Genomic DNA, 14455 nt, shown 5'->3' on the forward strand with positions numbered 1-14455 from the left:
TTCCCGGGAACGACGCCCAACGCATGTGCCCCTTGTGCCAGTTGTGCGGTGGCGTGATCTGTCGACCCGCCTGTGTCACACAAAGGTGACCGCTGGGTGCTGCCGGAGTATCAGAAGGTCAGCTTCCAGCCGTTGATGTAGCCCGAGTCCTGGGAGTAGACGTCCTGGACCCGCAGCTTCCAGGTGCCGCTCGCCTTCTCCGAGGAGGCGTTGACGGTGTACGTGGTCTTCACGTTGGCCGCCGAGTCGAACGCGCTGGAGTTCTTCAGCCGGTAGGCCGTGCCGTCCGGGGCGATCAGGTCCACGACCAGGTCACCGCGGTAGGTGTGCACGATGTCCACCCCGACCTTCAGCGTGCTCGGTGCGTTGCCGCTGCGGCCGACGTTGAGCGGCGAGGTGACCGCGGAACCCGCGTCCGGGATCTGCACATCGTCGGCGTTCTCGAAGACATTGCCGCCGCCGGCCGGGTTGACCGTCCAGGTGAAGGTGGCGGTACCGGTCTTCTTCGCGGCGTCGGTGACGGTGACCGTCACGCTGCCGGTGCCGGCCGTGGTCGGCGTACCGGAGATCAGACCGGTGGTCGCGTTGAGCGACAGCCCGGCGGGCAGCCCGGTCGCCGCGTACGACAGTGCGCCCGCGGTGCCGCTGCTCGCCTTGATCTGCAGGCTCGCCGCCTGGCCCACGGTGCTGGTCTGGCTGCCCGGGTTGGTGACGGAGACCGCGCCGCTGTCCGGGACGCGGGAGCCGACGTTGACCGCCGCCCAGGTGTTGGCGACCGTGTTGTACGAGGCGCTGCCCTCACCGAACAGGTCGGCGGCGGCCTTGAGGGTGGCGGTGCGGGCGGCCGCGTAGTTGGTGTTGGCGCTCATGTACTGGCTGAGTGCCTTGAACCAGACCTTCTCGGCGTTGGCCCGGCCGATGCCCGGGACCGGCAGGTTGTCGAAGGTCGGGCTGTCGTAGTGGACGCCGCCGATGTCCTTCGGGCCGCTGCCCTCGGACAGCAGGTAGAAGAAGTGGTTGGCGACACCGGACGAGTAGTGCACGTCCTTGTTGCCGACGTTGCTCGACCAGTAGTCGGCCGACGCACCGTCCTTGGACGGCTTGTCCATGTAGCGAAGCGGGGTGCCGTCGCCATTGATGTCGATCTTCTCGCCGATGAGGTAGTCACCGGGGTCGGAGGTGTTGTTGGCGTAGAACTCCACCGCCGTGCCGAAGATGTCGGAGGTCGCCTCGTTGAGGCCGCCGGACTCCCCGCTGTAGGTGAGGTCGGCGGTGGCCGCGGTGACACCGTGCGACATCTCGTGGCCGGCCACGTCGATGGAGGTCAGCGGGGCGGAGTTGCCGCTGCCGTCGCCGTACGTCATGCAGAAGCAGCCGTCGTCCCAGAAGGCGTTGACGTAGCTGTTGCCGTAGTGCACCCGGGAGTAGGCGCCGACGCCGTCGCCCTTGATGCCGCTGCGGCCGTGCACGTTCTTGTAGTAGTCCCAGGTCACCTGGGCACCGAAGGCCGCGTCGGCACCCGCCGTCTGGGCGTTCTGCGGGGTGCCGTCGCCCCAGGTGTCGTCGGCGTCGGTGAAGAGCGAACCGGTGCCGGACGAGCCGTGCTTGAGGTCGTAGGTCTTGTGGTTGCCGCGGGTGGGGTCGGTCAGCGAGAAGTTCGGCGCCGAGCCCGACGATCCGACGGTGACCTTGCCGCTGTACTGGGTGTTGCCGACGCCGTTCTCGATCCCCTGGTACTGGAAGATCTTGGCGCCCGTCGTGGCGTCGGTGATGACGTGCAGCTGGTTGGGGGTGCCGTCGTCCTGCAGCCCGCCGACCACCGTCTCGTAGGCCAGCACCGGCTTGCCGTCGGCGACCCAGACCACCTTGCGCGGCGCCTTCGCGGCCTCGGTCTTCTTCGAACCGAGCGCCTGCGCCGCCTTGACGGCCTTCGCCTCGGCCGTGGCCGGCTTCACCTTCGCGGTGGTGCCCGCGACCTTGAGCTGGGAGCGGACGGCCTTGGTGACGCCCTTGAGGGTGCCGCCCTTGCTCTCGTGCACCACGAGGTCGCCGCCGAGGACGGGCAGCCCGTCGTAGGTGCGCTCGTAGCGGGTGTGCACGGTGCCGTCGACATCCTTCGAGACGTCCTTGACGACCAGCTTTTCCTTCGCGCCGAGCTTCAGCTGCCGCGCGGTCTCGGCGGTGGTGGCGCCGGCTGCCCGTATCAGCTCCGCACGCTGGGACGGGGACAGCTTGGCCGGCAGTGCGCCGGGATCGGGGGTGGCATGCGTGGTGCCCGGCCGCGGGGCGGCCGCCGTTCCGGTACCGGCCTGAACGCCGACGGCCAGCATCGCCGTGACGGCGACCAGTGCGCCGGTCGCAACGGCGCGTCCATGGGGGGTGCGTCTCACACTGACTCCTTCTGCGGTGGCCGCCACATGACGCTGCGGCCGAGGGGGACCGGGCGGCGAAGCGGCCGTCCGGGCAGAGCGAGGCAGAACTCTTGGAGCGTGTGGGGGGAGACGTACGTGGGGTGCTCGGTGTTACGGGTGGAACGGGTGGTGCGCGTGGAACCTCCGGCCGCAGGGAGTTGGTGCTGTGGGGATCCGTGCGGCGGTTGCCGGGAAGAGTCCCACCACCAGTGGCTTGTTGTCAGGCTCCGTTCAACTAATTGGCCGGAATCCGTCCGTTGCGCGAAATCGGTGTCCGGAAGCCGGACGGCCCGTGATCGGCGGCGGGAACGGTCCCCGCCCCCTCCCGCCGCCGGAAACCGCCCGGACAGCAGTTCACAGCTGTCCGGATCACGACCGGCACGGCGGGCGGCCGGGGCCGGCCCGCCGTCCACGGCCCGCCGTCCCCGGCCTTGCTGACCGTGTGACGCCCCCTAGGGGCAGTGCGGGCCCTAGGACGGCCCCTGGCTGTGCCAGGAGTGCCACAGGGCGGCGTAGGCCCCCCGCGCCGCCACCAGCTCGTCATGTGTGCCGAGTTCGGTCAGCCGGCCCTCCTCCATGACGGCCACCCGGTCCGCGTCGTGCGCGGTGTGCAGACGGTGCGCGATGGCGATGACCGTACGGCCCTTCAGGACGGCGGCCAGGGCGCGCTCGGTGTGCCGGGCCGTCCGCGGGTCGAGCAGCGCGGTCGCCTCGTCCAGGATCACCGTGTGCGGATCCGCCAGCACCACCCGGGCCAGGGCCAGTTGCTGGGACTGCGAGCCGTCGGGGCGGTGGCCGCCGGCGCCCAGCTCGGTATCCAGGCCGGCCGGCAGCTCCGCGGCCCAGTCGGCCCCCACGGCGGCCAGCGCGGCATACAGCGCGGCGTCCTTGGCCTCGGGCGCGGCGATCTGCAGATTGTCCCGGAGCGTGCCCAGGAACACATGGTGCTCCTGGGTGACGAGGACGACCTGACGGCGCAGCACCGCCGGGTCCAGCGCGGCGATCGGCACCCGCCCGACCGTCACCGAGCCACGGTGTGGCGCATCGACCCCGGCCAGCAGCCGCCCCAGGGTGGACTTGCCGGCGCCGGAGGGGCCGACCAGGGCGAGGCGTTCGCCGGGGCGGACGGACAGGTCCACTCCGTGCAGGACGTCGCGGTGCGCGGCGGGGCTCCGGCCGCCGTCCCCGTAGGCGTAGTGGACGCCGGTGACATCGATGCGGTCGTCGACGGGTGTGGCGGGGGCGGGGGAGGCCTCCGGGGAGGGACGGGGCAGGAGGGGCGCGGGGACGGTCCGCGGGGCCCGCGGGGCCTGGCCCAGCCCCTCGACGCGGGCGAACGCGGCGCCGCTGCTCTGCAGTTGCTCCGCCCAGAACAGGACCGTCGCCAACGGGTCGGACAGCTGCCGCAGATACAGCGCCGCGGCGATCACCACGCCCAGGCTGATCCCGCCCCGCCCGTGCAGCGCCCCGCCGGCCAGCAGGACACCGGCCACCGGGAAGACATACGCGACATCCACGGCGGGCAGCAGCACACTGCGCAGGAACAGCGTGCGGGTGCGGGTGCGGCGGCACCGCTCGACCGCCTCCTCGCCCGCCGCCGTCCGGCGCTCCTGGAGCCCCAGCGCCTCGACGGTCCGGGCGCCCGCGGCGGTGGCCGCCAGCAGCTCCGCGAGCGCCGAGGTCGCCGCGCCCTCCGCCAGATACGCGCCGTGCGCCCGGCGCAGATACCACCGGACCACGAACACACCGCTGAGCACCCCCAGCCCGCACAGACCGAGCAGCGGATCGAGCACCACCACCGCACCCAGCAGGAACAGCGCCTGCGCCGCGGCGACACACACCTCCGGCACGGCGTCCCGCAGCGTCCGGGCGACCGAGGTGACGTCCGACGTACCGCGGGCCGTCAGATCACCGGTACCTGCCCGCTCCACGACCGCGGCCGGCAGCGCGAGCGCCCGGTCCACATACTGCTCGCGGACCCGCGCCACGGTCCGCTCACCGAAGCGGTGCCCGACGTACCGGGCATAGCGCGCCAGCAGCAGCTGAGCCAGCCCGCACGCCAGGATGACCAGCGTCAGCCGGTCCACCGTGCGCACCCCGCCGCCGGCCCGCACCGTGTCCACGATCCGGCCGAGCAGCCAGGGGCCGGCCAGACCGGCGCCGGCCGCCAGGGCGTTCAGCGCGAGCATCAGGGCGAAGGCCCGGCCGTCCCGTCGGATCAGCCGGAGCGCCGCCCGCCGGGTCGCGGCCGGACCGGCCACCGGCAGCGCCGCACCGTCCGGCGGGGCGTCCTCGGACCGCCCGGGACGGGCGGCGGTCGCCGTCATCGTGCGTCCTCCTGCGTCACGGGCGCCTCGGCCATCCCCGCGGGCCGGGGCCCCGTGCCGTCGTCCGCGCCGTCCCCGTCCTCGCCGCGGGACACCAGACGGCGGTATCCGGGCTGTTCGTCCAGGAGTTGACGATGGCTGCCGACGGCGACGGCCCGGCCGTCGACGAGGAAATACACCCGGTCGGCCTGGTCGAGCAGCAGGGGTGAGGTGCTGGTGACGACGGTCGTACGGCCGGCCCGCGCGTGGTGCAGCCGGGCCGCGATACCGGCCTCGGTGTGCGCGTCGACCGCCGAGGTCGGTTCCACCGCGAGCAGTACCTCGGGGTCGGCCAGCAGTGCCCGCACCAGGCGCAGCCGCTGCCGCTGCCCGCCGGAGAGATTGCGGCCCTGCGCCTCGACCGCCGAGTCGAGCCCGTCCGGCAGACCGCGGACGATGTCCTCGGCCAGGGCCGTACGGACGGCGCGGCCGATCGCCTCCTCGGTCCGGTCCCGGCGCCCGCCCACCACCTCGCGCAGCGTCCCGGCGAACAGCTCGGCCTCGTTGTCGGCGACCACGATCCGGTCGCGGACCTGCGACAGCGCGATCTCGTCGAGCCGGACCGCGCCCCAGGTCGCGGCCGAATCCGCGAACCGGCCGAGGCGGTCGACCACCGCCGCCGACTCGGCCGGCCGGGCGGCGGCCAGCGCGGTCAGCAGCCCGGGCACCACCTCGACGCCCGACGCCGGATCACGCAGCGCGGACGCGGCCTCGGGGGCGTCCCCGGCCGGGTCCCCGGGGCCGTCCGCGGCATCCGGCTCCAGCCGCAGGAACCGGACGACCCGGCGGGCGGCGACCAGCCCGCGGGTGAGGTCGTAGCCGCCCTCGATGAAGAACGACACGGGCACCACCAGCGCCGCCGCGTAACCGTAGACCGCCACCAACTCGCCGACGCTGATCGTCCCTTGGGCCGCCATCCTGGCCGCGAGCCAGGTCACCGCGGCCAGGAACAGCGTCGGCAGGCCGACCCCGAGGGCCTGCACCCAGCTCGTTACCGAACCGACCCGGTAGCCCTCGCTCCGCAGCGCCCGCGAATCGCGCCGGTAGCGGTCGGCGAACACCTCCTTGCCGCCCAGGCCGTTGAGCACCCGCAGCCCGCCGACCAGGTCCGTCAGCCGGGCCGCCAGCCCGCTCTGCCGCTCGCGGTAGCGCGTCTCGGCCCCCTGCAGCCGCCCCAGCAACGGCCCGACCAGCACCGCGAGCAGCGGCACACCCAGCAGCACCACTGTGGCCAGCAGCGGCGAGACGGACAGCAGCAGGACGGCGACGACCCCGTACGCCAGCACCGCGCCGACCCCGGGCCCGGTCATCGTCAGCGTCTGGCTGATCACCGCGACATCGCCGATCCCGATCGTGACGACCTCCCCGGCCGTCGTCTTGTGGGGCAGCGCCGCCCCCAGCCGCAGGGTGTGCGCCACGAGGACCCGCACGGTGCGGAAGGTGGCGTCCATACGGATCCTGGTCATGGTGCGGTGCCGCATGACCGCCAGCCAGGCGTTCGCCACCCCGACCCCGAGCAGCACCGCCACCCAGCCGGTCAGCACCGGCATCCGGCCCGGTACCAGCCCCTCGTCGATGGCCCGCGACAGCACATAGGGCGGCAGCATCAGCCCCACCATCCACAGGCTCCCGTACGAGGCACCCGCCGCCACCCGCCCCCGCTGGCTGGTCACCAGCCACCACACATACCGTCCGGGACCGCGGTGGTCGGGGATCCCCGGTCCCCTTGCGGTCGTGGTCATCCCGCCCCCTCGCGTCGTCTGTGGCGTCCGCAACTTCGTGCGCACCGCTTCCTGGGCAAACGTTGGGATCCGGGCTCGGTGAGCAGTCGGTCTGTCGGCGGATGTCGAGCAATCGGATGTTCCTTCAAGGACAGGTCGGTCACGTTGGGTTATTGATTGTCTCGGGGCTGCGGTTTCTCTAACGGGGATTCATCAGCCATGTGTGGTCCGCCCTTCAGGTCAGGCTCAGGGTGGTGAACCTCGCCGTGGGCCGGTCGCCCCGCTGCGCCTGCGTGATGCGTTCCAGCAGTGGCTGGACGGCATTGCCCACGGCGTTCTCGTACGTCGACGAGGGCCGGCGGCCGGCGAACCTGATCAGGCCGGTGACCGGCCCCGACTTGAAGATCACGAATAGGTTGACCACATCGTCCTTGCGCGTACCTACGGCAGCGCTCCCGGACCCGATCTGCGGCAGGTCCACCACGCTCCCGCCGAGCTTGTCGGTCCAGTGCCGCTGCATATAGTCGACGTCATGCTGGGCCGCGTCCTCGTCGGAGTGCGAGGTGACGGTGAACAGCACGCTGTCCCCGCCGCCCGGCGAGAGGTACTGCACCTCACCGAGCCGCAACTCGTCCGGCAGGTCCTTGCTACGGTCCAAGGTCTTTTTCGGCCGGTCCGCCGTCCACCCTGTGGGCAGGTCACCCAGGTCCGGCAACACCCCCATGACGGCATCCTCGCTCGCCAGTCGGCGGTCGGGCTGATCGGCGGGCCGGCCGTTCGCCCCCTCGACGGCGGGTGCTGAGGGCCGGCCCCCTATCAGATGCGTGGCCCCGTAGACCCCAAGGCCCACCATCAGGAGCAGCACCACCGCCACGGCGAGCAGTGCCCGGCGGGTACCGGGTGTGGCCGGGGCGCTCACTGGCCCCACTTGGATGGTGCCGCCGTTCACATCCCCGTGGACCAGGAAGTTGATCAGGCTGCCGCTGCCACTCGCTGATCCATGATTGATCTGGGTGACCGGTCCCGACGGCACCTGGGGCGGGCTCGCGGCGGTCGCGGCAAGCACGGCCCGCGTCAGTCGGAGGGCGAACTCCCGATCGTCGCCCAGTGCCGCCGCCAGTGCGCTCTCCACCGCCGCCTGCCGCTCGTCAGCCGCCGGTTCCTCATCCAGCGCGGTCAGCGCCGCATCCCCGTCCTGGCTGCTGCTCAGCCTGTTCCGCACCAGCCCCGAGACCTCCGTCGCCGCAGCGCTGCCCGCGGCCGACGCCATGCCCGTGACGAACTGCATCGCCAGCGCTGCTAAACCAGTCGGCTCCATGCGGCTCCCCCGTCGGTCCCGGTCAGGCGGAACTCCCTGTACGTACCGTCAAGTATGGTCACAGCCAGCGGAGTTGCGCTTGTCTTCGCGCAACCGGGCGACTGAACACCCCTCAGCCGCCCCGCAATGCCTTGTGCAGTTCCCTGGTGGCGATCAGCACCGCGCCATCGACGGGGATGTCGGTGACACACGCCGCGTCGACTGACGCGAGGTGGGCGACCGCCGCTGCGGCGTCGTCCGCCCTACCCCACGCTGTCCCGCCACGCCTGATGCAGCTGCGCGAACCGGCCCCGGCGGGCGATGAGTTCGTCCGGCGGGCCGTCCTCGACGATCCGGCCGTCGGCCATGACCAGCACCCGGTCGGCGACGTTGACGGTCGAGAGGCGGTGGGCGATCACCAGGGCCGTACGGCCCTCCAGGACAGTGTCCATGGCGCGCTGTACCGCCCGTTCGCCGGGTATGTCCAGGGAGCTGGTGGCCTCGTCGAGGAGGAGAACGGCCGGGTCGGCGAGCAACGCCCGGGCGAAGCCCACCAGTTGGCGCTGGCCTGCGGAGATGCGGCCGCCGCGCTTACGGACATCGGTGTCGTAGCCGTCCGGCAGGGCGGTGATGAAGTCATGGGCGCCGATGGCCTTCGCGGCGCCTTCGATCTGAGCGCGTGTGGCGTCCGGGCGGCCCAGGGCGATGTTGTCGGCGACCGTGCCGGAGAACAGGAACGCTTCCTGGGTGACCATGACGACACCACGGCGCAGGACGGCCGTGGACAGCTCGCGCAGATCGACCCCGTCGAGCAGCACCTGGCCCTCGGTGGGGTCGTAGAAGCGGGCCAGGAGCTTGGCGAGGGTCGACTTGCCGGCGCCGGTGGCGCCCACCACGGCCACGGTCGTCCCGGCCGCGAGGGTCAGATCGAAGCGGGGCAGCACCTCGCCGCCGGTGCGGTAGGCGAAGCGGACGTCGCGGAAGGTGACCTCGCGGCCCGGCCGGCCGCCCGCGACGGGCGGCAGCGCGGCGGATACGGCCGGCTCCGGGACACCGGGGCGCCGGGCGAGCAGTCCGGCGATCTTCTGTAGGGAAGCGGCCGCGGACTCATAGGAGTTGAGGAACATCCCGAGCCGGTCGATGGGGTCGTACAGCCGGCGCAGATAGAGCACCGCGGCGGCGAGGACGCCGAGCGCCAGACCTCCCGTGGCCACCCGGTAGGCGCCCCACAGGACGATCGCGGCGACCGCGATATTGGCCACCAGCCGGGAGGCAACGACATAGCGCGCCATCTCCAGGAGCGTGTCGCCGTTGATGCGCTCGTGGCGGTGGTTCAGCCGGGCGAAGGCGGCGTCGTTGGGGCGCTCGCGGCGGAACGCCTGCACCGGGCGGATGCCGTTGAGGGTCTCGGTGAACTTCACGATGACGGCCGCCATCGCCGTGGACTTCGCGCTGTAGACCTGGTGTGAACGGCGCCGGAAGGAGCGTACGAGAAGGGCGAGCGGCCCGGCGGAGGCGAGGGCGGCGGCGCCCAGGCCCCAGTCCAGCCAGACCAGGGTCACGGTGATGTAGACCGTCGAGAGGACGATCGTGATCAGCTCCTGCAGCCCCTCGTCGAGGAGTTCGCGCAGCGACTCCACGTCCGTGGTGGCCCGGGAGATCAGCCGGCCGGACGTATAGCGCTCGTGGAAGTCCAGGCTCAGCGCCTGCCCGTGCCGGAAGATCCGGCCGCGCAGGTCGAGCAGCACGTCCTGGCTGACCCGCGCCGCGAGCTCGATGAAGCCGAACTGCAGCCCGCCGGACAGCACCGCACAGAGCACCCCGGCCACCGCCACGGCGAGCAGCGGCCCGTGGTCACCGGCCCGCAGCGCCGGCACCGCGCGGTCGAGCGCATAGGCGACCAGCAGCGGACCGGCCTGCACGGCGGCCTGCTGGAGCAGCAGCAACACGGCCACCGCACCGACGCGGCGCCGGTGCGGGGCCAGCAGGGACGCGAGGAGGGAGCGCGAGGCGCCCTTGGGGGCGGGCAGGGCATCCTGGGCGAACGCGTCGGGGGCGGGGTCCCCGGACTCCGGGGGGTGCGGCGCGGGCCGCGGCCGGGCGCCGGGGTGGTCCTCGGGGCCGTCGGACGGGCGGCCGGTCGTGGTGGTGGTCATCGGGCGCCCTCTCCCTCGCCGGACATCAGCGTGGCGTACTCGGGGTGGTCCCGGAGCAGTGCGTGGTGGGTACCGACGGCGGTGATCCGGCCGCCGGACAGCAGCGCCACCCGGTCGGCGAGCAGGACCGTGGACGGCCGGTGGGCGACGACCAGCGCGGTGGTGGTCGCCAGGACCTGGCGCAGCGCCGCCTCCACCAGCGCTTCGGTGTGCACATCGAGGGCGGACAGCGGATCGTCGAGGATCAGGAAGCGCGGCCGGCCGACCACGGCACGGGCCAGGGCGAGCCGTTGCCGCTGTCCGCCGGACAGGCTCAGGCCCTGCTCGCCGACCTGGGTGGCACCGCCCTCGGGGAGGGCGTCGACGAAGCCGTCGGCCTGCGCCACCTCCAACGCCCGCCGGAAATCGCTCTCCTGGACATCCTCCCCGCCCATCAGGACGTTCTCCGCGGCGGTCGCCGAGAAGAGCGTCGGCTCCTCGAAGGCCACCGCGACCAGCGCACGGACCTCCTCCCGGCCGAGGGTCGCCAGATCGCGCCCGTCGAGGCTGATCCGGCCCGCGGTGGGGTCGTACAGCCGCGGCACCAGCGCGGTGAGTGTGGTCTTCCCGCTGCCCGTCGCCCCGACCAGGGCCATCGTCTCGCCGGGCCGGATGTGCAGGGTGATGTCCCGGAGCAGCGGCGGGGAGTCCGGCGGCGCGTCGGGGTAGCGGAACTGCACACCGGAGAAGACCAGGCCGGGGGGAGCCGGTGCGGCCCGGGCGGGGGCGTCCACGGCCGTTGCGTCCTGCGCCGGTGTGTCCGTGGCCGCTGCGTCCACGGCCACGGCCGCCCGGGCCGGTGCGTCCACGGCCGGTTCGTCCAGGACCTCGAAGTACCGGTCGGTGGCCGTCGCCGCCTCGTTGCTCATGGCCAGCAGGAAGCCGATCGACTCCACCGGCCAGCGCAGCGCCAGGGCGGTGGACAGGAAGGCGACGAGGGTGCCCGCGGACAGCGCGCCGTCGGCCACCTGGAGCGTGCCGAGCACCAGCGCCGCGCCGATCGCGAGCTCCGGCAGGGTGGTGTTGCACCCCCAGATCCACGCCAGCAGCCGCGCCTTGCGGAGCTCGGACGTACGCAGCGCGCGGGTCAGCTTCCGGAAGGCGTCGGCCTGGCTGCGATGGCGCCCGAAGCCCTTGATGATGCGGATGCCGAGCACCGACTCCTCGACCACCGTCGTCAGGTCGCCGAGCTGGTCCTGGGTCCGTCGCGCCGCGCGTCCGTACTTCGCCTCGAAGACCGAGCACAGCACCATCAGCGGCAGCACCGGCGCCAGCAGCACCAGCCCCAGCGACCACCGCTGGGCCAGCAGGAGCACCCCGCCCACCAGGATGGTGACGCCGTTGACCAGCAGAAAGGTCAGCGGGAAGGCGAGGAACATCCGCAGCAGCTGCAGATCGGTCGTGCCGCGCGACAGCAACTGGCCCGACGACCAGCGGTCGTGGAACGAGACCGGAAGACGCTGCACATGGCGGTACAGCGCCTCGCGCATCGCCGCCTCGACCCCGGCCAGCGGACGCGCCACCAGCCACCGCCGCAGCCCGAACAGCAGCGCCTCCGCAAGCCCGAGCAGCAGGAGATACGCGCCGCCGAGCCACGCCCCGCCCGGATCGCGCTCCGCCACGGGCCCGTCCACCAGCCACTTGAGCACCAGCGGAATGACCAGGCTGACGCACGAGGCGAGCACCGCCACGAACGCGGCCGTGAACAGCCGCGCCCGCACGGGCCGGGCGAACGGCCACAGGCGCAACAGCGAGCGCACGGCGGAGCGTTGGGCTAAGTCGGTCGGGTCGGTACGGGTCGTCGTCTGCGCGGTATCGGCCATCACTCGCGAGCGTAAGGCGCGGCACTGACAACGCTCATGCGGATTTCGGCCGACGGCCCCGCCCCGCCCCGCCCCGCGCCGCCCCGCCCCGCCAGGCCCCGCGCCGCCCCGTCCCGCCCCGTGCCGTCGAGCCGTACGCCTCACGTCGGGCCCTACGCCTCAGCCCGGCACCGCCCGGAAGAGCGTCACCGACCTCCCGGCAAGCGTGATCGGGCCGCCCGCCGCGTACGGCGGCTCCGCCGCCCCCGGCTGGTCCTCCCGCGCGGTGTCGACGAGGAGTTCGTAACCACCGGCCCAGGGCGGCCCGGGGAGGGTGAACGGCCGTGGCTGGGCGGCGGCATGGAGCACGGCGAGGAAGCTGTCGTCGACGATCCGGATGCCCCGGGCGTCGCGCTGGGAGATGTCGTTCCCGGAGAGGTACATGCCCAGTGTGGCTCCCGGGGTGTACCAGTCCTGTTCGGTCATCTCCGTCCCGTCCGCGGTGAACCAGGCGAGGTCGCGCAGACCGCCCTGCTGCTGCGGCCGGCCGGAGAAGAACGCCCGGCGGCGCAGGACCGGGTGGGCGCGGCGCAGGGCGATGAGACGGGCGACGAGACCGGCCAGCGGGCGCCACTGCGGGTCGTCCAGGAGCGACCAGTCGAGCCAACTGGTCGCGTTGTCCTGGCAGTAGGCGTTGTTGTTGCCCTGCTGGGTGCGGCCCATCTCGTCGCCGGCGACCAGCATCGGCACGCCCGTCGACAGCAGCAGGGTGGTCAGGAGGTTGCGTAGCTGGCGGTGGCGCAGTGCGGTGATGGCCGGGTCGTCGGTCTCGCCCTCGGCGCCGCAGTTCCAGGACCGGTTGTCGTGGGTGCCGTCGCGGTTGCCCTCGCCGTTGTCGGCGTTGCGCTTGTGCTCGTAGGTGACCAGGTCGCGCAGGGTGAAGCCGTCGTGTGCGGTGATGAAGTTGACCGAGGCGTACGGGCGGCGGCCGCCCCAGGCGTAGAGGTCGCTCGATCCGGAGAGGCGGTAGCCCAGATCGCGCACATCGTGCTGGGCGCCGCGCCAGAAGTCCCGGACGGTGTCGCGGTAGCGGTCGTTCCACTCCGTCCACAACGGGGGGAAGGCGCCGACCTGGTAGCCGCCGTTGCCCACGTCCCAGGGCTCGGCGATCAGCTTGACCCGGCGCAGCACCGGGTCCTGGGCGATCACGGCGAGGAACGGGGAGAGCATGTCGACGTCGTGCATGGAGCGGGCCAGCGCGGCCGCCAGGTCGAAGCGGAAGCCGTCCACGCCCATTTCGGTGACCCAGTAGCGCAGCGAATCGGTGATCAGCCGCAGCACATGGGGCTGGACGACATGCAGGGTGTTGCCGCAGCCGGTGTAGTCGGCATAGCGGCGGGCGTCGCCGGCCAGACGGTAGTAGCCGCGGTTGTCGATGCCCCGCAGGGAGAGCGTCGGGCCCAGTTCACCGGCCTCCGCGGTGTGGTTGTAGACGACGTCGAGGATCACCTCGATACCGGCGTCGTGCAGCGCCCGCACCATCCGCTTGAACTCGCCGACCTGCTGCCCCCGGGTACCGGTGGCGGCGTATCCGGCGTGTGGCGCGAAGTAGCCGATGGAGTTGTAGCCCCAGTAGTTGCGCAGCCCCCGGCGCACCAGATGGTCCTCGTGCGCGAACTGGTGGACCGGCAGCAGCTCGACGGCGGTGACACCGAGCCGTACGAGGTGCTCCAGCGCCGCCGGGTGCGCCAGCCCGGCATACGTGCCGCGCAGCCGCTCCGGGATACCGGGGTGACGCATCGTGAAACCGCGCACATGCAGCTCGTAGAGCACCGAATCCGGCCAGGGCGTCTTGGGCCGGCGGTCGTCCCGCCATTCGTCGGCGCCGCCCTCGTCCCCGGTGTCGTCACCGACCACGACGCCTTTGGGGACGTACGGCGCGGAGTCCCGGTCGTCGCGCACGGTGTCGGCGGCCTGCTGCTGCGGCCAGTCGCGGACATGCCCGTAGAGCTGGGCGGGCAGCGCGGCCCCGGAGCCGGTCGCTTCCGTCCGTGTGCCGAAGTCGCCGTCCACTGCTCTGGCGTACGGGTCGAGCAGCAGCTTCGCCGGATTCCAGCGGGCGCCGGACCAGGGGTCCCAGCGGCCGTGCACCCGGAAGCCGTAGCGCTGCCCGGGGCGGACTCCGGGCAGGAAGCCGTGCCAGATCTCATGGGTGAGCTCGGTCAGCGCATGGCGCGTCTCGCGCTCCGCGTCGTCGAAGAGACACAGCTCGACGGCCTCGGCGCCGCCCGCCCACAGGGCGAAGTTGGTGCCGGCGGTGCCATCGGGGGCGGTGCGGTACCGGGCTCCCAGCGGCGTGGGGCTGCCGGGACGGATGTCCGCAGGTGGGGCGAGTGGTTCGTCCGCCACTGCCTCCTGCTCGGGTGCGCTCGACACGTGCCCGCCTCCTGCGGCTCATGGCTCGGTCGGGCGGTGGGTCCCCGGCACGGTGGGCCTCCCGGCGTGCGCTGGGAGTTCCGGCCGTGCAGGGGTCCGCCCTCCCCGTTGTTCTTCCCGCAACCGGCCGTTGCCTCACGCTTCCCGTGGGCGGCTCCTCGCTCCGCTCCGTTCTGTCCGTGACATTCCGTTACGCGGCATACCTCCTAATGCAAGCCTTATCCGTC

Annotated in this window: 7 protein-coding genes; all 7 read right to left on the minus strand. The window is 72.5% G+C overall.

Annotation, left to right across the window (positions count from 1 at the left end):
- Window positions 1-110 precede the first annotated feature (110 nt).
- Complete coding sequence (locus NUT86_RS28400; protein ID WP_159486099.1) at window positions 111-2390, minus strand: M4 family metallopeptidase; 2280 nt, start codon at window positions 2388-2390, stop codon at window positions 111-113.
- A gap of 491 nt (window positions 2391-2881) precedes the next feature.
- Window positions 2882-4738 (minus strand): ABC transporter ATP-binding protein, encoded by a 1857-nt coding sequence (locus NUT86_RS28405; protein ID WP_274738232.1) that lies wholly within the window; start codon window positions 4736-4738, stop codon window positions 2882-2884.
- The gene (locus NUT86_RS28410) at window positions 4735-6519 is read right to left on the minus strand and encodes an ABC transporter ATP-binding protein (protein WP_274738234.1); all 1785 of its coding nucleotides are present in this window, start codon (window positions 6517-6519) and stop codon (window positions 4735-4737) included. Before NUT86_RS28410 ends, NUT86_RS28405 begins: the two co-directional genes overlap by 4 nt.
- A 214-nt stretch (window positions 6520-6733) precedes the next feature.
- Window positions 6734-7816, minus strand: coding sequence for a hypothetical protein (locus NUT86_RS28415; RefSeq protein ID WP_274738236.1), 1083 nt, complete (start codon window positions 7814-7816; stop codon window positions 6734-6736).
- 242 nt (window positions 7817-8058) lie between these two features.
- Window positions 8059-9951 (minus strand): ABC transporter ATP-binding protein, encoded by a 1893-nt coding sequence (locus NUT86_RS28420; RefSeq protein ID WP_274738237.1) that lies wholly within the window; start codon window positions 9949-9951, stop codon window positions 8059-8061.
- Window positions 9948-11813: an ABC transporter ATP-binding protein gene (locus tag NUT86_RS28425; protein ID WP_274738239.1), complete on the minus strand. Its 1866-nt coding sequence runs from the start codon at window positions 11811-11813 to the stop codon at window positions 9948-9950. The genes NUT86_RS28420 and NUT86_RS28425 overlap by 4 nt, the downstream gene beginning before the upstream one ends.
- 159 nt (window positions 11814-11972) lie before the next feature.
- Window positions 11973-14228, minus strand: coding sequence for a glycogen debranching protein GlgX (glgX, locus tag NUT86_RS28430; protein WP_274738241.1), 2256 nt, complete (start codon window positions 14226-14228; stop codon window positions 11973-11975).
- Window positions 14229-14455 lie beyond the last annotated feature (227 nt).

Origin of the sequence: Streptomyces sp. G7(2002) (genome assembly GCF_028870195.1) — a bacterium.
GTDB classification, from domain to species: Bacteria; Actinomycetota; Actinomycetes; order Streptomycetales; family Streptomycetaceae; genus Streptomyces; species Streptomyces nigrescens.

What these genes read in the sequence shown, in the direction of transcription:
- NUT86_RS28405 (WP_274738232.1), bottom strand. Translation starts at nt 4,738, where the DNA reads ATGACGGCGACCGCCGCCCGTCCCGGGCGGTCCGAGGACGCCCCGCCG.
- NUT86_RS28410 (WP_274738234.1), bottom strand. Translation starts at nt 6,519, where the DNA reads ATGACCACGACCGCAAGGGGACCGGGGATCCCCGACCACCGCGGTCCC.
- NUT86_RS28415 (WP_274738236.1), bottom strand. Translation starts at nt 7,816, where the DNA reads ATGGAGCCGACTGGTTTAGCAGCGCTGGCGATGCAGTTCGTCACGGGC.
- NUT86_RS28420 (WP_274738237.1), bottom strand. Translation starts at nt 9,951, where the DNA reads ATGACCACCACCACGACCGGCCGCCCGTCCGACGGCCCCGAGGACCAC.
- NUT86_RS28425 (WP_274738239.1), bottom strand. Translation starts at nt 11,813, where the DNA reads ATGGCCGATACCGCGCAGACGACGACCCGTACCGACCCGACCGACTTA.